At 73.5% G+C, this 20,113-nt stretch carries 16 protein-coding genes and 1 pseudogene; 9 read left to right on the plus strand and 8 right to left on the minus strand.

Annotated elements, in window-relative coordinates; all coding sequences use genetic code 11:
- Positions 1–155: 155 nt before the first annotated feature.
- Together ACF1AK_RS18285 and ACF1AK_RS18290 are read right to left on the minus strand one after the other, a co-directional pair.
- The gene (locus ACF1AK_RS18285; protein ID WP_391499797.1) at positions 156–1,898 is read right to left on the minus strand and encodes a serine/threonine-protein kinase; all 1,743 of its coding nucleotides are present in this window, start codon (positions 1,896–1,898) and stop codon (positions 156–158) included.
- Between the two features lie 101 nt (positions 1,899–1,999).
- Entirely contained in the window at positions 2,000–2,635 is a 636-nt protein-coding gene (locus tag ACF1AK_RS18290) for a TetR/AcrR family transcriptional regulator (protein WP_391499798.1), read from the minus strand.
- Between the two features lie 160 nt (positions 2,636–2,795).
- Here ACF1AK_RS18290 and ACF1AK_RS18295 point away from each other — a divergent pair, with 160 nt between their 5' ends.
- From ACF1AK_RS18295 to ACF1AK_RS18330, 8 genes are all read left to right on the plus strand, one after another.
- Positions 2,796–3,992, plus strand: coding sequence for an agmatine deiminase family protein (locus tag ACF1AK_RS18295; protein WP_391499799.1), 1,197 nt, complete (start codon positions 2,796–2,798; stop codon positions 3,990–3,992).
- Between the two features lie 115 nt (positions 3,993–4,107).
- Positions 4,108–5,127 (plus strand): agmatine/peptidylarginine deiminase, encoded by a 1,020-nt coding sequence (locus ACF1AK_RS18300; RefSeq protein WP_391499800.1) that lies wholly within the window; start codon positions 4,108–4,110, stop codon positions 5,125–5,127.
- A gap of 58 nt (positions 5,128–5,185) precedes the next feature.
- A complete protein-coding gene (locus ACF1AK_RS18305) occupies positions 5,186–6,835 on the plus strand; it encodes an ABC transporter substrate-binding protein (protein ID WP_391499801.1) in 1,650 nt (549 codons plus the stop codon).
- Positions 6,832–7,791: an ABC transporter permease gene (locus ACF1AK_RS18310; protein WP_391499802.1), complete on the plus strand. Its 960-nt coding sequence runs from the start codon at positions 6,832–6,834 to the stop codon at positions 7,789–7,791. The genes ACF1AK_RS18305 and ACF1AK_RS18310 overlap by 4 nt, the downstream gene beginning before the upstream one ends.
- Positions 7,788–8,660 carry an ABC transporter permease gene (locus ACF1AK_RS18315; RefSeq protein ID WP_391499803.1) on the plus strand — a complete coding sequence of 291 codons (873 nt, stop codon included), beginning with the start codon at positions 7,788–7,790 and terminating at the stop codon, positions 8,658–8,660. Before ACF1AK_RS18310 ends, ACF1AK_RS18315 begins: the two co-directional genes overlap by 4 nt.
- 43 nt (positions 8,661–8,703) lie before the next feature.
- On the plus strand, positions 8,704–9,660 hold the full coding sequence (locus ACF1AK_RS18320; protein WP_391499804.1) for an ABC transporter ATP-binding protein: 957 nt from the start codon (positions 8,704–8,706) through the stop codon (positions 9,658–9,660).
- Positions 9,653–10,450 (plus strand): ABC transporter ATP-binding protein, encoded by a 798-nt coding sequence (locus tag ACF1AK_RS18325; protein WP_391499805.1) that lies wholly within the window; start codon positions 9,653–9,655, stop codon positions 10,448–10,450. Before ACF1AK_RS18320 ends, ACF1AK_RS18325 begins: the two co-directional genes overlap by 8 nt.
- Before the next feature lie 221 nt (positions 10,451–10,671).
- Complete coding sequence (locus ACF1AK_RS18330; RefSeq protein WP_391499806.1) at positions 10,672–11,838, plus strand: agmatine deiminase family protein; 1,167 nt, start codon at positions 10,672–10,674, stop codon at positions 11,836–11,838.
- A gap of 123 nt (positions 11,839–11,961) precedes the next feature.
- On the opposite strand, the gene ACF1AK_RS18335 is transcribed toward ACF1AK_RS18330, so the two are convergent.
- The 3 genes from ACF1AK_RS18335 to ACF1AK_RS18345 form a co-directional block, all read right to left on the minus strand.
- On the minus strand, positions 11,962–13,158 hold the full coding sequence (locus ACF1AK_RS18335) for an agmatine/peptidylarginine deiminase (protein ID WP_391499807.1): 1,197 nt from the start codon (positions 13,156–13,158) through the stop codon (positions 11,962–11,964).
- A gap of 79 nt (positions 13,159–13,237) precedes the next feature.
- On the minus strand, positions 13,238–14,275 hold the full coding sequence (locus ACF1AK_RS18340) for an agmatine/peptidylarginine deiminase (RefSeq protein WP_391499808.1): 1,038 nt from the start codon (positions 14,273–14,275) through the stop codon (positions 13,238–13,240).
- A 261-nt stretch (positions 14,276–14,536) separates the two neighbouring features.
- Entirely contained in the window at positions 14,537–15,115 is a 579-nt protein-coding gene (locus tag ACF1AK_RS18345) for a TetR/AcrR family transcriptional regulator (RefSeq protein WP_391499809.1), read from the minus strand.
- A 267-nt stretch (positions 15,116–15,382) separates the two neighbouring features.
- Between ACF1AK_RS18345 and ACF1AK_RS18350 the strand changes: the two genes are divergently transcribed.
- Positions 15,383–15,643 (plus strand): DUF4235 domain-containing protein, encoded by a 261-nt coding sequence (locus ACF1AK_RS18350; RefSeq protein ID WP_391500104.1) that lies wholly within the window; start codon positions 15,383–15,385, stop codon positions 15,641–15,643.
- A gap of 387 nt (positions 15,644–16,030) precedes the next feature.
- Here ACF1AK_RS18350 and ACF1AK_RS18355 read toward each other — a convergent pair whose 3' ends face one another.
- The 3 genes and pseudogenes from ACF1AK_RS18355 to ACF1AK_RS18365 form a co-directional block, all read right to left on the minus strand.
- Positions 16,031–16,522 carry a hypothetical protein gene (locus tag ACF1AK_RS18355; RefSeq protein ID WP_391499810.1) on the minus strand — a complete coding sequence of 164 codons (492 nt, stop codon included), beginning with the start codon at positions 16,520–16,522 and terminating at the stop codon, positions 16,031–16,033.
- Positions 16,519–18,999: a molybdopterin oxidoreductase family protein gene (locus ACF1AK_RS18360; RefSeq protein ID WP_391499811.1), complete on the minus strand. Its 2,481-nt coding sequence runs from the start codon at positions 18,997–18,999 to the stop codon at positions 16,519–16,521. Before ACF1AK_RS18360 ends, ACF1AK_RS18355 begins: the two co-directional genes overlap by 4 nt.
- A gap of 915 nt (positions 19,000–19,914) precedes the next feature.
- Positions 19,915–20,097, minus strand: a pseudogene (locus tag ACF1AK_RS18365) (integrase); the annotation flags it as partial.
- Between the last annotated feature and the right edge of the window lie 16 nt (positions 20,098–20,113).

Consider the following 20,113-nt stretch of genomic DNA (forward strand, 5'->3'; position numbering starts at 1 on the left):
TGGGGCGACGATGCTGCGCTGCGCAGCCTCAAGGCGGAGACGGCGGCCCTGCGGGCGGAGGACCAGTCCGCCGTCACGGCCCGCCCCCGGGACCGCAACCCCTCGAACGGCAACCTCCGGAACGGCAACCTCCGGAACGGCCGCTCCCGGGGGTGTCAGTCGTTGCGGCGGTAGTGGTCCAGCGAGACGCTGACCGGCCCGTCCGAGCCCGCCGTCGACAGCACCCGGACCAGAGCCAGCTCCTTGCCGTCCGCGGACCGGACGCAGAAGGCCCCGCGCGCTCCGAGGGCGCTGAACGGCAGCCGTGCGGTCGGCCGGCTGCCGAGACCCTGGAGGCACTCGGCGAGGCCGAGGCCGGAGTCCCGGCCGATGTAGGAGTCGGCGGTCTCCGGCACGAGGAACTCGCTGTCGGTGCGCCCGACGTACCAGTTCACCGTGTCGACCGGCACCACTGTGCCGGTGGCCAGGTCGAACTCGTAGCCCGGGTCCGCCGAGGTGAGTTCGACGGCGCGGTAGTCGGGGGCGAAGGCGGCAGTGGGGGGCGGCGGCGTCGTGCGGCCCGGACCGGCGGTGGCGGAGGGCGGGCGGGCGGGACCGGAGGGGCCGGCCGGCGTCGGTGTGACGACGGGCGCGCCCGGCGCGGGGGAGCCGGCGACCGGGGCGTCGGCCGTGGCCGCCTCCACCGGGTCCGAGTCGTCCAGCACGAAGGCGGTGGCCACCGCGCCGACGGCCAGGGCGGCCACGGCGATCAGTGGCGTGCGCCCCCGGGTCCGCCGAAGCCGTCCCGCCGGAGCGGCCTGAGCGGCCTGAGCGGCCGTCGCCCGAACGGGTGTCGCCGCCGGAACGGACGTCGCCGCAGCGACGGCGGGCGCGCCCGGGACGGAGGCGAGCCGCGTGGGCGTCGGCACCGCGGCCGGGGCCGGCATCGTCGGGGCCGAGTCCAGCCCCGGCCCGGAGGCCTCGGCGGGTACCTGCGGCAGGTCGGCGTGCCGGGTGATCTGGCTGGTCAGCGGCTGGGGCAGCCAGTCCTCGCCGAACCGCAGCTGCCCGCCGACCGCGGGGTGCCCGGCCGCGGCGGCGATCACCTCGGTGGTGGTCGGCCGGTCCCCGGGGTGCTTGGCCAGGCAGCGCCGGAGCAGGTCGCGCAGGGCCTCGGGCACGTGGTCGAGGGCGGGTTCCTCGTGGACCGTCCGGTAGAGCGTCGCCGGGTGCGGGCCGTCGCCGAACGGCGGGGCGCCGCCCGCGATGTGGACGGCCAGGGCGCCGAGCGCCCAGACGTCGGTGGCGGTGGTCGCGGCCTGCCCGGTGGCCTGTTCGGGGGCCATGTAGGCGGGGGAGCCGATCTGCAGTCCGGTGCCGGTCAGGGCGACGGCGTCGGCGGCCCGGGCGATGCCGAAGTCGATCACCCGGGGGCCGTCGGCGGCGATCAGCACGTTGGCGGGCTTGAGGTCGCGGTGGACCACCCCGCTGGCGTGGATCGCCTGGAGCGCCTCGGCGATGCCGGCCATGAGCAGCAGCACGGTGCGCTCGGGGAGCGGGCCGAAGCGCTGCACCACTTGCTGGAGCGAGGGGCCCGGTACGTAGGTGGTGGCCAGCCAGGGGGTGGGGGCGTCCGGGCCGGCGTCGACCAGTTGGGCGGTGAAGAGCCCGTGGATGAGCCGGGCGCTGGCCACCTCCTGGGCGAACCGGGCCCGGAAGTCCGGGTCCCCGGCGAGTTCGGGGCGCACCACCTTGAGGGCCACCGGGCGCCCGCCGGGGGTGTGGGCGAGGTAGACCCGGCCCATGCCGCCCGCGCCGAGCCGCGCGTACAGCCGGTGGCCGTCGATCTCGCGCGGGTCGTCCGCGGTCAGCGCCTGGAAGACGGGCTGGAGGGCGAAGGGGGATCGGTCAGCGGACATGCGGGCTGCCTCTCTCGGCGGACAGGGACGGGACGGCGGAGCCGGGCCGCCCGGGTGTGGGCAGGCGCGGCCCGCTGGCGCCGCAGAGTTTAGAGGTTTCGTCAGGATCCGCCGAATCCGCCCCCGGCGACCGGGGCTGCCCGACCCGGTCGCGGGGTGTCCAGCTCGGCCTCGACCGCGCCGCGGAGCAGCCGGCGTGCCTGCTCGATCGGCAGCGAACCGCTCAGCCAGCGGACGCTGAGGCCTTCCACCAGCGCGGTCAGGCGCTCGGCGGCGGCCGTGTGGGAGGGTGCGGTGCCGTCCGGGGCGGCCTGGGAGAGCAGGCCGGCGATGTCGTGGACCCAGCCGTGGGTGCTGCGGGCGAGGTCCTGGCGCAGCTCCGGTTCGAACACCGCGGTGGCCCGCAGCTCGCCCCAGGCGGTGCTGTTCTCGCGGACCTCGGTGGTGTCCTGGAGCTCCAGCAGCAGGACCTGTTCGAGGTCGGCGCGCGGGTCCTTGGGCTGGTTGCGGCCCTGGTCAGGGGTGGGGTGGTCCTCGGCGGTGTAGTGGTCGGCGCGGTCGCCGATGTACTCCAGCGTCTGCCGCAGGATCCCCGCCCGGTCGGTGAAGTGGTAGTAGATCAGTGCGGTGGACACGCCGGCCTCGGAGGCCAGCTCGCCCATCCGCAGTCCGCGCACCCCGCGTCGGGCGATGACACGGGTGGCGGCCTGGAGTATCGCTGTCCGGCGGTCTGACATGGACGCCAACTGTACCCGCCCCGGATGCGATCTTGGAGAAAGTCTGATCATTTTATCAGTTCATTTCACTTGATTCGTCCCGCAGGGTTGACTGGATTTTCAGTTAGATGCAGGATGCGGGGCAACCCTCACACCTCCCACCACTTCCAGGGAGCGTTTCATGACCATCTCCACGTCCCCCGAGGTCGCTTCCACGACCTCGCGCAGAAAACTGCTCCAGTTCGGAGCCGCAGCCCTGCCGGTACTCGCCCTCGGCGCGGTGCTGCCCACCGCCGCCCATGCGGCGGGCGCCGGTCTCCAGGCGGCCACAGCCACTGCGCCGCTGCGGATGCCGGCCGAGACCGACCGGCACGACCGCACCTTCATGGCCTGGCCCGCCCTGTCCTCGATCTGGGGCCGACAGCTCTCCGGCGTCCGCGACGACATCGCCCGGGTCGCCCACGCGATCTCCAGGTACGAGCCGGTCGTCGTGGTGGCCCGCCCGAGCCAGGCCGCCGACGCCCGGTACTGGCTGGGCCGGGGCAGCACCTACGGCATCACCGTGCTGGAGATCGCCAACGACGACCTGTGGATCCGGGACTTCGGCCCGACCTTCCTCACCGCCCCGGGCGCGGTCGCCGGGCTCGACACCAACTTCAACGGCTGGGGCAAGAGCGGCACGCCCTACTACCAGCCCTACGCCGAGGACGCCGCCGTCGCGGCCACCCTGCTCCGCGGCTGCGGCGTCGACCGGATCACCGCCCCGTTCACCGGTGAGGGCGGCTCACTGGAGACGGACGGCCAGGGCACCCTGCTGGCCACCGTCAGCTCGCTGGTCAACGCCAACCGCAACCCCGGCAGGTCCCGGGACCAGGTCGAGCAGGCCCTCAAGGCCGGCCTCGGCGTGAGCAAGGTGATCTGGCTCCCGGGCCTGGCCGGCCAGGACATCACCGATTGCCACATCGACTGCCTGGCCCGCTTCACCGCGCCCGGCAAGGTCATCCTCGACCGGCCCGGCCCGGGCACCGCGCAGATCTGGATCGACGTCTACCAGGAGTCCAAGCGGATCCTGGCGAACGCCACCGACGCGCAGGGCCGCCCGCTGGCCGTCACGGAACTGCCCGGTCCGGACCGGCGGTTGATCCGCGGCGGGGGCAGGGACTTCCTGTCCAGCTACACCAACTACTACACCGCCAACGGCGCCGTGTTCGTCCCGCAGTTCGGCGACGCGGTGGCCGACGGAACCGCCTACGCGATCCTCCAGGCCGCCCACCCGGACCGCGACGTCGTCCAGCTGAACATCGACAACATCGCCGGCGGCGGTGGCGGCATCCACTGCGCGACCCAGTCCCAGCCCAGCGTCCCGCCGGCCGGCTGAGCCACCACCCGAGACCCCGGCGGCCCGCGGGCCGACCCCACGGAGCGGGCCGCCGGGGCCACCGTCCCACCCGCACACCGTTCCACCCGCACACCCGACCCCGAAGAGGTATCCCGTGACCGTCCCGTACCGCATGCCCGCCGAGTGGACCGAGCACGAGGGCTGCCTGATGGCCTGGCCCGTCCGCGCGGACCTGTGGGGCGACACGCTCGCCGAGGTGAAGCGCGAGTACGCCGAAGTCGCCCGCACCATCGCCGAGTTCGAGCCGGTGACGATGGTCGCTCCGCCCGGCCACGGCGAGGAGGCGCGCGCCCTGTGCGGCGCGGGCGCCGCCGGCGTCACGGTCGTCGAGCTGCCGCTGGACGACTCCTGGTTCCGCGACTCCGGGCCGGTCTTCGTGCTCGACGCCGAGGGCCGCCGGGCCGGCGTGGACTTCCGCTTCAACGCCTGGGGCGGCAAGCACCACCCCTGGGACGCCGACGACCGGATCAGCGGCTTGCTGCTGGAGCACCTCGACGTCCCGGCCGTCCGCTCCGAGATGATCCTCGAAGGCGGCGCAATCACCGTCGACGGCGAAGGCACCCTGATCACCACCGAGCAGTGCCTGCTCCACCCCAACCGCAACCCCGGCATGAGCCGCGAGGAGATCGAGGCCGAGCTCAAGCAGCGCCTCGGCGTCACCAAGGTGATCTGGCTGCCCTACGGGGGGCTGCTGGACACCGAAACCGACGGACACGTGGACGGCGTGTGCGCCTTCGCCGCGCCCGGCAAGGTCGTGGTCCAGCTCCCGGCCGACCCGCAGCACCCCGACTACGCCCGGATGCGGGCCAACCGCGCCGTGCTGGAGCACTCCACCGACGCCCAGGGCCGCCCCTTCGAGATCGTCGACGTGCCGCAGGCCGCGTTCGTGGAGGTCGACGGCCGGGAGGTCGAGGTCGGCTACCTCAACTACTACCTGGCCAACGGCGCGGTCGTCGTCCCGGTCGCCGATCACCCCGCCGACGAGGGTGCCCTCGCCGTGCTGGCCGGGGCGTACCCGGACCGCACGGTCGTCGGTGTCCGCTCCCGGGTGATCGCCTGGGGCGGCGGCGGAATCCACTGCATCACCCAGCAGGTCCCGGCCGCCCGCGCCTGACGTCCCACCCCGCGCGGCCCCCACGGCCTTTCCCCGCTCCGACCGAAAGCCCACCCTCATGACCCTCACCCCCGCGAGACGCACCCCCTCCCCGGGCCGGCTCGTCCTCGCCACCACGGCCCTCCTCTCGGCCGCGTCCCTGGTCGCGGCCTGCTCCGGCCCGCCGCGCAACGGCAGCGACCAGGCCGACGTCCAGCTCTCCGCCACCACGCCGACCGCCAAGGGCGACATCGACTCCTTCACCTGGGCCACCTACGCCGAGCCGCCCACGCTCGACTACGTCCAGGCCTTCGACTACCCGCAGAACACCATCCTGTCCAACGTCTGCGAGAGCCTGATGCGCTGGACGCCCCAGCTCACCCTGGCCCCCGGACTGGCCGAGAAGGCCTCCAACCCGGACCCGGCCACCTGGGTCTACGACCTGCGCTCCGGCGTGCACTTCCACGACGGCTCGGTGATGACCGCCGACGACGTGGTCTACAGCCTCGGCCGCCAGACCGCCCCGGACAACGCCGCGGCCTGGGCCCAGACCTTCCAGAACGTCGACTCGGTCACCGCGACCGGCCCGCTCCAGGTCACCGTCAAGCTCAAGCGCCCCGACTCCCAGTTCCCGCAGTACATGGCCACCGCGGCCGGCGTGGTCGCCGCCAAGGCCGGGGTCGAGTCGGCGGGCAAGGACTACGGCACCACCGGCGGCCTGGACTGCACCGGGCCGTATCTGCTCGGCGCCTGGGCCAAGGGCCAGTCGATCGAGCTGGAGCGGTTCGACGACTACTGGGGCACCAGGGCCAAGGCCGGGAAGGTCGTCTTCCGCTTCCTCACCGACCCCTCCGCCCGCACCAACGCGATGCTCAGCGGCGAGGTCGACGGCGGCTACCTGATCCCCACCGAGAGCTACGACCGGCTGAAGAGGACCGGCCCGGGCACGCTGTACTTCGGCGAGGGCCTGAGCACCGTCAACCTCAACGTCACCAACCTGCGGGGCGTGCTCGGCGACGTCCGGGTCCGGAGGGCGCTGTCGCTGTCGCTGGACCGCTCCGGCTTCGTGAAGACCGGCCTGGCCGGCGCCGGCACCGTCACCGGCTCGCTCACCACCAGGGCCGCCTGGGCCGGGGCCCCCGACGAGGTCCGCCAGGCCGCCTTCGAGAACCTCACCCCCACCGCCCAGGACGTCGAGCAGGCCAAGGCGCTGATCAAGGAGGCCGGTGCGGGCGGCAAGACCGTCACCGTCGCCACCAGCACGATCGGCCAGGACGTCTCGCTGCTCGCCACCGCCGTCCAGTCGGCCGGCGCGCGGATCGGGCTGAACGTCCGGCTCAAGACGATCGCCCCGAACGCCTTCACCGCGCTGTTCACCGATCCCGAGGCCCGTGAGGGCCTGGACCTCTTCCCCGAGACCTACTACGACTCGGTGACCGACCCGCTCGACCTGCTCGCCAACTTCAAGACCGGCGCGTACCAGAACTTCGGCGGCCACACCGACCCGGCCTACGACGACCTGGTCGACCGTGCCACCGCCGAGTACGACCCGGCCAAGCGCGCCGCGATCGAGGCCGAGCTCCAGCAGACCGCCTCCCGGCAGCTGCTCTGGATCCCGGTCGCCGAGTGGCCCACCGCGCTGTTCCTGAACAAGCGGATCACCGGCGCCCCGACCACCATCTCGTACATGTACTACCCGTGGGCCGCCGACGTGGGGGCCGCCCGGTGAGCTTCCTCCGATTCGCCGCCCGGCGGCTGGTCGAGATGGCGGTCACCCTGCTCGGCGCGTCCTTCGTGGTCTTCGGCGCGATGTACCTCGCGCCGGGCAACCCGGCGAGCTTCCTGCTGTCCGGCCGGTCGGCCTCCCCGGAGGCCCTCCGGGCGATCAACGCGCAGTACCACCTGGACGACCCGTTCCTGGTCCGCTACCTCCGGTGGCTGGGCCAGGTCATCCAGGGTGACTTCGGACGCTCCCTCACCTACCGCACCGACGTCTCCAAGCTGCTCGCGGACCGGCTCCCGGCGACCGTGCTGCTGGTGGCCATGGCCCTGGTGGTCGTGGTCGTCGTCGGCCTGCTGCTCGGCCGGCTCGGCGCGGTACGCGGCGGCGCGACCGACGCCACCATCCTGGTCACCACCACCTTCGCCCTCGGCACCCCCTCCTTCGTCGCGGCCGTCCTGCTCCAGGGCCTGTTCGCGGTGAAGCTGGGCTGGTTCCCGACCAGCGGCGCCGGGGACGGCCTGGGCGACATGCTCTGGCACCTCACCCTCCCGGCGATCGCCCTCGCGCTGTACCTGATCGGCATGCTCGCCCGGGTCACCCGCTCCGCGATGCTGGAGGCCCTGGAGGGCGAGCACGTCACCGTCGCACGCAGCCGGGGCGTCCCGGAGCGCGAGGTGATCAGCCGCCACGTGTTCCGCAACGCGCTGGGCACCGTGCTGACCACCGGCGGCCTGATCGTCTCCACGCTGCTGGTCTGCACGATCCTGGTGGAGTCCGCGTTCGGCATCGGCGGACTCGGCCAGCTCCTCGAACTGTCCAGCACCACCAAGGACTTCCCGACCGTTCAGGCCATCTCGCTGATCATCGTCGCCCTGTTCATGACGGTGAACCTGATCGTCGACCTGCTCCACCCGCTGGTCGACCCCCGGGTCACCCTGGGTTCCAGGAGGTCCGGCGCATGAGTACCGGTCTCACCCAACGGCCGGGCCTCACCCGGCGCCCGGGCCTCGCCCGGCTCAGGTCCGCCGGCGGACCGCTGCACCTGGTCTGCCTCGGCTTCGCCGCCCTCCTGGTGCTCGCCGCGCTGCTCGCGCCCTGGCTCGCGCCCTACGACCCGAACGCCGTCGACCTCGGCAACGCACTCGCCGGGCCCTCGACCGACCACCTGCTCGGCGCCGACGCCGCCGGGCGCGACACCCTCTCCCGGCTGCTGACCGGCGCCCGGACCTCGCTGCTCGGCCCGCTCGGCGTGGTGGTCTTCTCCACCGTCGCCGGCCTCGCGGTCGGCCTCGCGGCCGGCTGGCGCGGCGGCTGGATCGACTCCGTGCTCTCCCGCAGCACCGAGCTGGTCTTCGCCTTCCCCGGCATGCTGCTCGCCATCCTGATCGTCTCGGTGTACGGGGAGGGCCTGATGGCCCCCGTCGTCGCCCTGGCGATCGCCTATCTGCCGTACGTCTCCCGGCTCACCCGCTCCCTGGTGCTGGCCGAACGGACCAGGCCGTACGTCTCCGCGTACCAGGTCCAGGGCCACTCCGCGGTGCAGATCTGCCTGCGGCACGTCCTGCCCAACACCGCGCCGATCGTCCTCGCCCAGTCCGCGGTCAACTTCGGCTACGCCCTGATGGACCTCGCCGGCCTGTCCTTCCTCGGGCTCGGCGTCCCCGCGCTCACCCCGGACTGGGGCCGGATGGTCTTCGACGGCCAGACCGCGATCCAGCACGGCTACCCGCTCTCCGCGGTCCTGCCGTGTGCCCTGATCGTGCTCACCGTCGTCGCCTTCAACGTGGTCGGCGAACGCTGGGCCGATCAGGTCGCCCGGAGGTCCGCATGAACGGGAAGCACGTGAACGACCACCGCACCACTGGAAGGACCGCGTGAACGCCCTCGACATCCAGGGCCTCCGGCTCCGGCTGCCCGGCACCGCCCGCCCCCTCCTCGACGGCGTCGACCTCACCGTCGGTGCCGGCGAGACGGTCGCCCTGGTCGGCGAGTCCGGCTCCGGCAAGACCCTCACCTCCCGCAGCGCCCTCGGCCTGTTGCCACCAGGCGCCGCGTCCGAGGGGAAGGTCCTGGTCGGCGGCCAGGACGTCCTGACCATGGACCGCGGCCGGCTGCGCGCCCTGCGCACCGGCCGGGCCGCGATGATCTTCCAGGACCCCCGGGCCGCCATCAACCCGCTGCGCCGGATCGGCGACTTCCTCACCGAGAGCGTGCGGCTCACCGGCACGATGAGCGCCGCGGACGCCGACCGGCGGGCCGTGGAACTCCTCGACGCCGTGGGCCTCACGCCGGACCTGCTGCGCCGCTACCCCGGCCAGCTCTCCGGCGGCATGCTGCAGCGGGTGATGATCGCCGCCGCCCTGATGGGCGACCCGGTGCTGCTGCTCGCCGACGAACCCACCACGGCGCTCGACGTGACCAGCCAGGCCGAGGTGGCCGCCCTGCTCGGCCGGCTGCGCGAACGCTTCGGCACCGGCCTGCTGTTCGTCACCCACGACCTCGGCCTCGCCGCCGCGATCAGCGACCGGGTCTACGTGATGTACGCCGGGCGGATCGCCGAGCACGGCCCCGCCGGGGCGCTGTTCGAGCGGCCCCGCCACCCGTACACCGCCGCGCTGCTCGCGGCCACCCCGGCGCTGGACGCCCCGGCCGGCCGGCTCGCCGCCATCGACGGACAACCGCCGGACCTACGGCAGGAATTGACCGGCTGTGCGTTCGCCGAACGCTGCCGCCACGCGATCGGGATCTGCCGCGAGCAGGCGCCCGTGCAGCAGGGCGAGCACCCGGCCGCCTGCCACCACCCGCTCGAAGGGAGCCGCACCGATGGCTGAGCCCGTCCTTCGGGTCAGCGGACTGCGCCGCACCTTCGGCTCCGTGCAGGCCGTGGACGACGTCTCCTTCACCCTCGACGCCGGCGCCTCGCTCGGCATCGTCGGCGAGTCCGGCTCCGGCAAGACCACCACCGCCCGGATCGTGGTCGGCCTCGACCAGGCCGACGCGGGCGAGGTGCTGGTTCACGGCCGGGCCCGCGGCGGCCGGGCCCGGGGGAGAGCGGAGCGGCTGGCCCGCGCCCGCGAGGTCCAGATGGTCTTCCAGGACCCGTACCTCTCCCTGGACCCGCGCACCAGCGTCGAGGCCGTGCTCCGCGAGACCCTGCGGCTGCACTTCCCCGGCACCGACCACCCGGCCCGGATCCGGGAACTCCTCGACCAGGTCGGCCTGGGCACCCGGGCCGCCGAGGCACGGCCCCGGCAGCTCTCCGGCGGCCAGCGCCAGCGCGTCGCCATCGCCCGGGCACTGGCCGTGCGACCGGCCGTGCTGGTCCTGGACGAGGCGGTCGCCGCGCTGGACGTCTCGGTCCAGGCGCAGGTGCTCAACCTGCTCGCCGACATCCGCGAGGAGACCGGCATCGGCTACCTCTTCATCACCCACGACCTCGGCGTGGTCCGCTGCGTCACCGACGAGGTCGTCGTGATGCGCCACGGACGGATCGTCGAATCCGGCCCCACCGCCCACGTCCTGGACTCCCCGGAGCACGCCTACACCAGGCTGCTGCTGGAGTCCGTCCCCCGGCCCGGCTGGGATCCCGACCGGATCGCCGCCGCGCGCCGCGCGCTGTGAGACGGCCCGGGGCCCGGCAGGTGGTGGGACCTGCCGGGCCCCGGGACCAGCAGGACTCGCCCCAGGGCGAACGAGCACCGCCGGCGGACCGCGCCGGGCCGCCGCGAGGGGCGCCGGGCGCCTCGGATTCCCCCGGACGGCGGAGCCACGCCGCGCCGGAACCCGGCCGCTTCCTCAGTAGCGTGCGGAGCCGAACCCGACACCTACCGGAACGAGGCCCCATGGCTCCCTCCCGGCCGTCCCGCCGCACCCTCCTCCAGTCCGGCGCCGCGTTCGCTGCTCTGGCCCTGGCCGGCGGCTGTTCCTCCGGCAGTCCGTCGGAGGAACAGCCCGGGCCGAGTGGCGCGACCTCGGGCGCGGCGCCGTCCAGCGGTCCGGCAGCCGCCCGGCGGGCGATGCCCGCCGAGTCCGCCCCGCACGCCCGCACCTTCATGGCGTGGCCGGCCCTGGAGGAGGTCTGGGGCGACCAACTGCCCGGCGTCCGCCAGGACATCGCTTCGCTGGCCCAGGCCGTCGCCGGTTTCGAGCCGGTCGTCCTGCTGGCCCGGCCCGACCAGGCGGACCAGGCCCGGCAGGCCTGCGGCTCCTCGGTCGAGGTGCTGGAACTGATGGTCGACGACCTGTGGGCCCGGGACACCGGCCCCACCTTCGTCACCGGCCCCCAGGGCCTCGCCGGGGTGGACTTCAACTTCAACGGCTGGGGCGGCAAGCAGACCCACGCCCACGATGCCGAGGTCGCCCGCACCCTCCTCGGCCACTACGGCATCACCCGCCTGCAGGCGCCGGTGACCGGTGAGGGCGGCGGCATCGAGGTGGACGGCGAGGGCACCCTGATGGCCACCGAGAGCTGCTGGGTCAACGACAACCGCAACCCCGGCAGGACCCGGGACCAGATCGAGGCGGCCTTCAAGGACCTGCTCGGCGTCGACAAGGTGATCTGGTTCAAGGGCGTCGCCGGACAGGACATCACCGACTGCCACGTCGACGCCCTGGCCCGCTTCGCCGAACCCGGCACCGTCGTGCTGCACCGGCCGACCGCCGACGCCCCGCCGGACGTCTGGACCACCGCCTCCGACCAGGCGATCCAGGTGATCCAGTCCGCCACCGACGCCAAGGGCCGCAGCCTCAAGATCGTCGACCTGCCCGAACCGGACGTGGACCTGCTCCAGGGCGCCGGCAAGGACTTCCTGGCCACGTACATCAACTACTACGTCTGCAACGGCGGCGTGATCGTGCCGCAGTTCGGCGACAGGGCCGCCGACGACCGGGCGGCCGGCATCCTCGCCGACCTCCACCCCGGCCGCAAGGTCACCCAGGTCTCCATCAACCACATCGCTGCGGGCGGCGGCGGCATCCACTGCGCCACCCAGCAGCAGCCCGCCGCCTGAAGCCGCGCGCGAGCCCGGCGCGACGGGGTCCGGTCGCCGACCCGCCGGCCCACCGACCGGACCCGGCCCCGGAGGGCGGCCGGCCCGGGCCCGTCGACCACGGGTCGCGGGCCGGCCACCCGGTCAGCCGAGCGCGGGGATGTCGTGGGTGGCGCAGTGGATCCCGCCGCCGCCGGCCGCGATCGCGTCGATCTTCACCGGCACGATCTCCCGGTCCGGGAAGTACTGCTTGAGCACCTGCTGCGCCCGGTCGTCGGCCCGGGCGTCGCCGAACTTCGGCAGGTAGACGCCCTTGGAGCCGATGTAGAAGTTCATGTACGAGGAGACGAAGGCGTCGCCGCGCCCGGTGATCCTGTCCGGGTCGGGTTGCTGGAGCTCGATCACCTGCAGCTTCCTGCCGGTCGCGTCGGTGGCGCCGGTGAGGACGCCACGGGCCTGGTCGGCCGCGCGGGACCAGACGTCGGCCGGGCCGCCCGGGAACGCCTGGTCGAGCAGGACGACGCCGGGGGCGGCGAACCGGGTCAGGCAGTCGACGTGGGCGTCCGTGATGTCCTTGCCCTTGACGCCCGCCAGCCAGATCACCTTGGTCACGCCGAGCACCTTCTTGAGCTCCGCCTCGACCTGGTCTCGGCTCATCCCCGGATTGCGGTTGTCGTTGACGACGGAGCTCTCGGTGACCATCAGGGTGCCCAGGCCGTCGGTCTCGAAGGAGCCGCCCTCGCCGACCAGCCGGGTCTCGATCCGCTCCACGCCGTACGTGGCCAGCACCGCCCGGGCGACCTTGGAGTCGTTGCCGCGCTGCTGCTTGCCGCCCCAGCCGTTGAAGTTGAAGTCGACGCCCTTGACCTTGCCGCCCTCCTCGACGAACACCGGCAGGGTGTCCCGGGCCCACAGGTCGTCGACGGCGATCGGCACCACCTCGACCGCCGAGCCGCAGGCCTTCCTGGCGGCGTCCACCTGCTCGGGGCGGGCCATCAGGACGACCGGCTCGCGGGCCGAGATCGCCCGGGCCAGGCCGGCCACGTCCCGGCGGACGTCGGGCAGCTGGTCGCCCCAGACGTCCTCGGAGGCGGGCCAGGACATCACGGTGCGCAGGTGCTTCTCCCACTCGGCGCCGAAGCGCCGGGCACCCGGGGTGCCGGGGGTGGCGGGGGTGCCAGGGGTGGCGGGGGTGCCGGGGACGCTGCCGGGCTGGGACGGCGTTGCGGCGCCCTCCATGTCCTCGGCCTCGGTGGGGTCGCAGGCGGTGAGGCCGAGGGTGAGGACGCCGACGCCGGCGAGGGAGCGGATCACGGCGCGGCGGGACAGGGCGTTCGTCATACGGGTAACTCCGGTCAGGGTGGCAGGACGGAGGCGTGCGCGGGCCCCCGGGTGGTCGTGCGGAGGGTGGCCGGTGCCGCTAGGGCATCGGCTCGTGCATGGTCGAGCAGTGGATGCCGCCGCCTCCGGCCATCAGACGGTCGACGTCGAGCTGCACCACCTCGCGGCCGGGGAAGGCCGCGGCGAGGGTGTCCCGGGCTGCGGCGTCCTTGTACGCGTCGCCGAACCCGGCGGTGATCACCCCGCCGTTGACGAGCACGAAGTTGAGGTAGGAGTCCACGAACCTGGAGCTGCGCGAGCGGACGGTGTCCGGTCCGTGCACCACGAGGACCTGCAGGCGGCGGCCGCGGGCGTCGGTCGCGGAGGAGAGGATCGCGAACTGCTCGCGGGCGTCCCGCGCCCACACGTCGTTGCGGTCGGCCGGCGGCAGCTGCACCATCACCACGCCGGGGCGGACGAACCGGGAGGTGACGTCCACGTGGTCGTCGGTGATGTCCTGGCCCCTGATGCCGGGCAGCCAGATCATGGTGTCCGCGCCGTAGGCCTCCAGGACGGCCTCCTCGATCTCGTCCCGGCTCATGCCGCGGTTGCGGTTCTTGTTGACCAGGCTGCTCTCGGTGGCCATCACCGTGCCGTCGCCGTCGGTCTCGATCGCGCCGCCCTCGCCGACGAAGTCCGCGTAGGTGTGGCGCAGCCCGCGGCGGGCGGCCAGGAGCTCGGCGACCCGTGCGTCGTCGTGGTGGACCTGCTTGTTGCCCCAGCCGTTGAAGTTGAGGACCACGGCGTCCAGGCCCCCGTAGCCGTCCCGACGGAACACCGGGGCGATGTCGCGCATCCACAGGTCGTCGGTGGGGATGGCGGTGGTCACCTCGACGCCCGGCCCGCACTTCGCGCGGGCCTTGCCGGCCGTGTAGTCGTCGGGGGCGCACATGACGACGGGCTCGAACTCGGCGATCGTGCGGGCGATCAGGGCGATGTCGTCCTGGACGCCGCCCAGGCGCAGTCCCCATACGCCCCGTCGGGAGGGCCAGGACATCCAGGTCCGCGCGTGCGGGACATCGTCCGCGGGCACCCAGGGAAAGGTCTCGGCGGAGGGGACGTCGTGGTAGCCGGTCATGAGGGTCTCCAGTTCGTGCGACGGTGCCGGGCCAGGGTGCGGGGCCGCCGGGCTCTTCGCGAGGCGACGCACCGGCGCCCAGGGGAAGCGGGCCGGCGGCAGCATCCTGCCTGTGGTTCAGGCTCGCACTGACTGAAAAATCAGTCAAACTCGGCGACGCGCCATGACTCTGTGGATGGAAGGCGCGTACGGAGCGTGACGAACCGGGCTTGGTGCCGCCTCGGCGGGGGAGCAGCCGGTCAGAGCCTGATCAGGTGCCGCTCAGGACCCGAGCCGGGACACCTCGGCGTCGATCGCGTCCATCATCAGCGTTCTGGCGTGCGCCAGCGGCAGGCTGCCGCTGAGCCAGCGGGTGCTCAGCCCCTCCAGCAGCGCGGTCAGCCGCTCCGCCGCGCCGGCCAGCGCGACCGCCGAGGACATCGGCTGCACGCTGCCCAGCAGTTCGGCGATCTCCTGGACCCAGACCCGGGTGGCCCGCGCCAGGTCCTCGCGCAGGGTCTCGTCGAACACCGCGCTCGCCCGCAGCTCACCCCAGGCGGTGCTGTTCTCCCGGACCTCGACCGTGTCCTGGAGCTCCAGCAGCAGCGTCTGCTCCAACTCCTCGCGGGCGGTCAGCGGCGGCGCGTCCGCGGCGCGCTCGGTCGTGTAGCGCTCGGCCCGGTCGTTGATGAACTCCAGCGTCTGCCGGAGGATCCCGGTGCGGTCCTTGAAGTGGTAGTAGATCAGCGCGGTGGACACGCCCGCCTCGGCGGCGAGCTCCTCCACGCGCAGCCCGCGCACCCCGCGCCGCGCGATCACCCGCGCCGCTGCTTCCATGATCGACGTTTTACGGCTAGACATGATCCACCACCTTACCCGCGGGCCGGGGGAAGATCGCCCACGGTGCTGAAAATCCTGTCAGCTGAGACGCGGCGCCGGAGGGGCCGCAGGCCGGCTGCCGGGCAGGTGGCGTCCGCCCGGCGTCAGGCGGTGGCGCCAGGGGCGCGGCCGGCGCCACCGCCGGCCGGTCGAGGCTCAATGACCTCGGGGCCGAGGGATTGCTGTCCGATCCTCCGGAAAGACGGGCTGATGACCACAACCATCGGCACCGCGCACGGGAGGCCCGTCATGGTCAAGATCCTCTACAAGCCGCTCGGGCTGCTCTTCGGCGCGCTCGGCGGAGTGGCCGCCGGGGCGCTGTTCCGGCGCCTGTGGGCGCTCCTCGATCACGAGGAGGACGCGCCGTCCCCCACCGACCCCGAGCGCACCTGGAAAGAGGTGCTGACCGCAGCCGCGCTGCAGGGTGCGGTCTTCGCCCTGGTCAAGGCGGCGGTGGACCGGGGCGGTGCCGCCGCCACTCGCCGGCTCACCGGCACCTGGCCCGACTGAGAACACATCGCTGACCCGGACGCCGCACACCGGTAGCAGGCCGCCCGAGGAGCACCGATGGTCGGAGGCATGGGCACAAAGAAGTGGGCCGCAGCCGTCGTGCACTGCCTGCCCGGCGCGGTGACGGGCACCGCCGCCGTGCACGTCGCCGGGCGGGTACGCCTGAGCGGCCGCTGGGTGAGGGTCCGCCCCGCCGACGACGGAGACGAAACGTGGATCTCCGCAGCCGCCGTCCAGCGCATCGTCTGGAAGGCCGAAGCACCTGACCGACCTCCGGCAGGGGCATCCGGCCGGTCTCGGCCCCCGTCGGAGCGGTAGCGGTTCTGCCGAGCAGGACCCGCTACGGGGACGCGGCGCTCATGATCGCAGGGTTCGGGAGCGCCGCGGTCACACGCTCGTGAGGAGCTGGGGGGAGAGCGTTTTGATCATCGCGTTGGTCCAGCGCATCTGCCGCAGGGTCTGTGGGTGGCAGGCTGCGGCCAGCTCGACGAGGCGGCTGTCGGTGGTTGCCCGGGCGGCTTGGGCGAGCATGTCCCAGTGGAGGGAGTTCTCGGTGGCGGCCAGGTGGAGGTCGCGCAGGTCGTGCAGGAGCAGCAGACCGGGTTCCGGGTGGCGGCCGGTGGCCTCGGCGGCCTTCTCGCGCAGGATCGCCGGGAAGCCGGAGGACGGGTCGGCGGCCGGACCTGACAGGTCGAGACCGTAGTGCCGGCCGGTGTCGGCCAGGCGGGCGGCGTGCTCGCGGGACCAGCGGGCGATGTCGGTGGCGACGTGGTGGATCTCGTGGTCGGTGCGGTGGCGTTCGGCGGCCTTCAGGAGTTCCTCCTGGAGGCCGCGTTCGCCGCGGTGCAGGGCTGTGAGGGTGAGGGTGATGCCGCTCATGGCCGCGTTCCTGTTCCTTCCTCGCCGGCGGTGTGCTGGGTGGCGTGGGCGGCGGGCCCACCGGTGGTGGCCGGTGCGCTGTCGGGGTCGACGGGCGCGGAAGCGGTCGTGGTGGGTGCGGGGCCGGGGGTGCCGTCGGTGCGCTCCAGGAGCGTGACCCGGGCGGCGGCGGTCTTGTACAGGGGCTGCTTGGACGCCGGATCCCAGTCCGTGATGGTGGTTTCGTTGGCGGCCCGTCCCGCGCCGCCCGGGGGCGGGAGGTGGCCCTCGGCGGTGTCCCAGTAGCCGTAGTGGAAGGGCAGGAACACCATGCCGTCGCGGATGGCGGTGATGCGCAGCCTGGCCGACACCGCCCCGCGCGCGGTGGTGACCTCGACGAGGTCGCCCTCGTGCAGGCCGCGGGCGGTGGCTTCGGCCGCTGACATCTCGGCCCACACGTCGGGGGCGGCGGCGTTGAGCTGGGGGACGCGGCCGGTCTTGGTACGGGTGTGGAAGTGGTAGAGAGTGCGGCCGGTGGTCAGCTGGAGCGGGTACTCGTCGCTGGTGTCCTCGTGCGGCGGCAGATACTCGGCGGCCCTCAGCACCGCCCTTCCGCCGGGGTTCAGGGCCCGGTACTCGACCTCGGTCACGGAGGCGCCGGTGACCAGGTCCTTGCCGAAGCTCTCGCAGACCTCGGGGTGCGCCCAGGCGGGCCCGTCGGCGTACAGGCGCTCCGTGCCGTCCGGAGCCTGTTCGGTGCAGGGCCACTGGATGCCGCCGCCCCGGAGCTTGTCGTAGCTGAGCCCGGTGTAGTCACAGGGACGGCCGGCACTGCACTCCTGCCATGCCCGGAAGGCGGACTGCGGGTCGTGCCAGGTGATCAGCGGGCCGTCGTCCTTGTCGCGGAACTCCATCCGGCGGGCGTAGTCGAGGAAGATGTCCAGGTCGGGGCGGGCCTCTCCGGGCGGTTCCACGGCCTCTTCCGAGAGGTGGACGGTGCGGTCCGCGTTGGTGAAGGTACCGGTCTTCTCGCCCCAGGTCGCGGCGGGCAGCACCACGTCGGCGAGCTGGGCGGTCTCGGTGAGGAAGAGGTCCTGCACGACGGTGAAGAGCTGCTCCTGGCCGAGGACCCGGCGGATGCGGTGCAGCTCGGGCAGGGAGACGGCGGGGTTGGTGCCGCTGATCCACAACAGCCGGATGCTGCCCTGCTCGGCGAACCGGAACATCTGCAGCGCCGGAGTCGGGGGCCCGTAGTGCGGGATCCTCTCGGGGGCGACGTTCCAGATCCTGGCGAGGTCGGCGACGTGCTGGTCGTTCTCCCAGTTGCGGAAGCCCGGCAGGTCGCCGTTGGCTCCGCACTCGCGGGTGTTCTGGGCGGTGGGCTGGCCGTTCATCTGGAGCAGGCCGCAGCCGGGGCGGCCGAGCATGCCGCGGATCAGGTGCAGGTTGTTGACCTGGACGGCGGCGGCGGTGGCCTGGTGGGACTGGTAGAAGCCCTGCAGGACGGTGGAGAGCAGCCGCTCGGCGCTGCCCAGCAGCGCGGCGGCCTCGGCGATCCGGGCCGCCGGCACGTCGCAGATCCCGGCGGCCCACTCGGGCGTGCACGCGGCCACCTGGGCCGCCAGCTCCTCGAAGCCGACGGTGTGCGCCCGGAGGTAGTCGTGGTCCACCCGGCCGGTGCGGATCAGCTCATGCAGCAGGGCGTTCATCAGTGCCACGTTGGTGCCCGCGCGTGGCGCGAGGTGCACCGCGGCGTGCCGGGCCACCTGGGTGGGGCGCGGATCGACGCACAGCAACCGGGGCGCGTCCGGCCCGGCCAGCCGGTCGAGCACCCGCATCCACAGCACCGGTTGCGTCTCGGCCATGTTGTGGCCGAACAGGGCGATGGTGTCCGCGTGGTCGATGTCACCGTACGAGCCGGGCTGTCCGTCGCAGCCGAACGTCTCCTTCAGCGCCTCGCCCGCGGTGGCGGTGCACAGCCGGGTGTTGCCGTCGAGGTGGTTGGTGCCGACGCCGGCGCGGGCGATGACCGCGAGGGTGTAGGACTCCTCCAGGAACAGCTGGCCGGTGGTGTAGAAGCCGATCGCCCCGGGTCCTCGCTCGCGCAGGAGTTCCCTGGTCCGGGCGACGATCCGGTCCATGGCGGTGTCCCAGTCGGACTCCACCAGGTGCCCGCCGGTGCGCACCAGAGGGCGGGCGAGGCGGTCGTGCGAGGCGTTGGCCTGCCAGCCGAACAGGTCCTTGGGGCCGAGTCGTCCCCGGTTGACCCGGTCGTCCGCCCTGCCCCGCACGCCGACGATCCGGCCGTCCTTCACCGCGATGTCCATCGCGTCGCCATTGGAGTGCAGCAGTGACGCGCTCTGCGCCCAACGGTCCACGTCGGCGGGCGTCAGCCCGGCGGCCAGGTGGGTGTCGATGCGCGTCGGCCACGGGGCGCCGGGCGGGTACGGAGTGCGGCCGCCCCAGGGGTCCGCGATCCGATCGGTCGAAGCCTTCACCGTTGCCTCCAGGACGGAACCGGATTCTCCGACTCCGTCGCGTACCCGCCCGGACCCTCACCTAACGGCCCGGGACGCGGAGGCCACCTGGTCGGCGGTCCTCCACGGGGCTCGCACGTCCACGCCGGTTCGCCCGGCCGGCAAGGCCGTCGCCGGTCGGCCCAACCGCCACTGCGCTGTCCCGGCATGCGATGTTCGCCGCCGTCGACACCCCCGGGCCGCAGGGCGACGAACCGTTCCCCTGGACCCGTACCCGGGCCCGCGACGAAGTGGTCGCCCGCCTCCTCGCGGCGCACGGAGCCCGGATCCGGCTCAGCGGCGAGGGCGGCGACGAGGTGCTCCAAGCACTGCCCTCCTACCTGCGGCTGCTGGCCGCCCGCCGGCCAGGTGGGTGTCGATGCGCGTCGGCCACGGGGCGCCGGGCGGGTACGGAGTGCGGCCGCCCCAGGGGTCCGCGATCCGATCGGTCGAAGCCTTCACCGTTGCCTCCAGGACGGAACCGGATTCTCCGACTCCGTCGCGTACCCGCCCGGGCCCTCACCTAACGGCCCGGGACGCGGAGGCCACCTGGTCGGCGGTCCTCCACAGGGCTCGCACGTCCACGCCGGTTCGCCCGGCCGGCAAGGCCGTCGCCGGTCGGCCCTCCCGCCACTGCGCTGTCCCGGCATGCGATGTTCGCCGCCGTCGACACCCCCGGGCCGCAGGGCGACGAACCGTTCCCCTGGACCCGTACCCGGGCCCGCGACGAAGTGGTCGCCCGCCTCCTCGCGGCGCACGGAGCCCGGATCCGGCTCAGCGGCGAGGGCGGCGACGAGGTGCTCCAAGCACTGCCCTCCTACCTGCGGCTGCTGGCCGCCCGCCGGCCGGCCACCGCCGTCCACCACCTGCGCGCGCCGTCGGCGAGCTGGTCGCGCAGGCGGCGGTGTCGGCCGCGGCGAGCGCGGTTCCGACGTCGAGGACGGTGTGGATGCCTCCGCGGCTGCGCGAGCCGTAGCGGGCAGAGGTGCGGGCGTCCAGGACGGGGCGCATGTGGCCGTACTGGGGGGCGGGGGCGACCCGGCCGCCGGGGCTGCGGGCGATGTGCCAGGCCAGGGTGCGGCTTGTGTCCGCAGAG

The organism is Kitasatospora sp. NPDC015120 (genome assembly GCF_043080305.1).
In the GTDB taxonomy this organism is placed as follows: Bacteria; Actinomycetota; Actinomycetes; order Streptomycetales; family Streptomycetaceae; genus Kitasatospora.

Coding starts and splice junctions, on each gene's coding strand:
- ACF1AK_RS18330 (WP_391499806.1), top strand. CDS start 10,672: ATGGCTCCCTCCCGGCCGTCCCGCCGCACCCTCCTCCAGTCCGGCGCC.
- ACF1AK_RS18305 (WP_391499801.1), top strand. CDS start 5,186: ATGACCCTCACCCCCGCGAGACGCACCCCCTCCCCGGGCCGGCTCGTC.
- ACF1AK_RS18295 (WP_391499799.1), top strand. CDS start 2,796: ATGACCATCTCCACGTCCCCCGAGGTCGCTTCCACGACCTCGCGCAGA.
- ACF1AK_RS18290 (WP_391499798.1), bottom strand. CDS start 2,635: ATGTCAGACCGCCGGACAGCGATACTCCAGGCCGCCACCCGTGTCATC.
- ACF1AK_RS18355 (WP_391499810.1), bottom strand. CDS start 16,522: ATGAGCGGCATCACCCTCACCCTCACAGCCCTGCACCGCGGCGAACGC.
- ACF1AK_RS18315 (WP_391499803.1), top strand. CDS start 7,788: ATGAGTACCGGTCTCACCCAACGGCCGGGCCTCACCCGGCGCCCGGGC.
- ACF1AK_RS18335 (WP_391499807.1), bottom strand. CDS start 13,158: ATGACGAACGCCCTGTCCCGCCGCGCCGTGATCCGCTCCCTCGCCGGC.
- ACF1AK_RS18340 (WP_391499808.1), bottom strand. CDS start 14,275: ATGACCGGCTACCACGACGTCCCCTCCGCCGAGACCTTTCCCTGGGTG.
- ACF1AK_RS18350 (WP_391500104.1), top strand. CDS start 15,383: ATGGTCAAGATCCTCTACAAGCCGCTCGGGCTGCTCTTCGGCGCGCTC.
- ACF1AK_RS18285 (WP_391499797.1), bottom strand. CDS start 1,898: ATGTCCGCTGACCGATCCCCCTTCGCCCTCCAGCCCGTCTTCCAGGCG.
- ACF1AK_RS18325 (WP_391499805.1), top strand. CDS start 9,653: ATGGCTGAGCCCGTCCTTCGGGTCAGCGGACTGCGCCGCACCTTCGGC.
- ACF1AK_RS18345 (WP_391499809.1), bottom strand. CDS start 15,115: ATGTCTAGCCGTAAAACGTCGATCATGGAAGCAGCGGCGCGGGTGATC.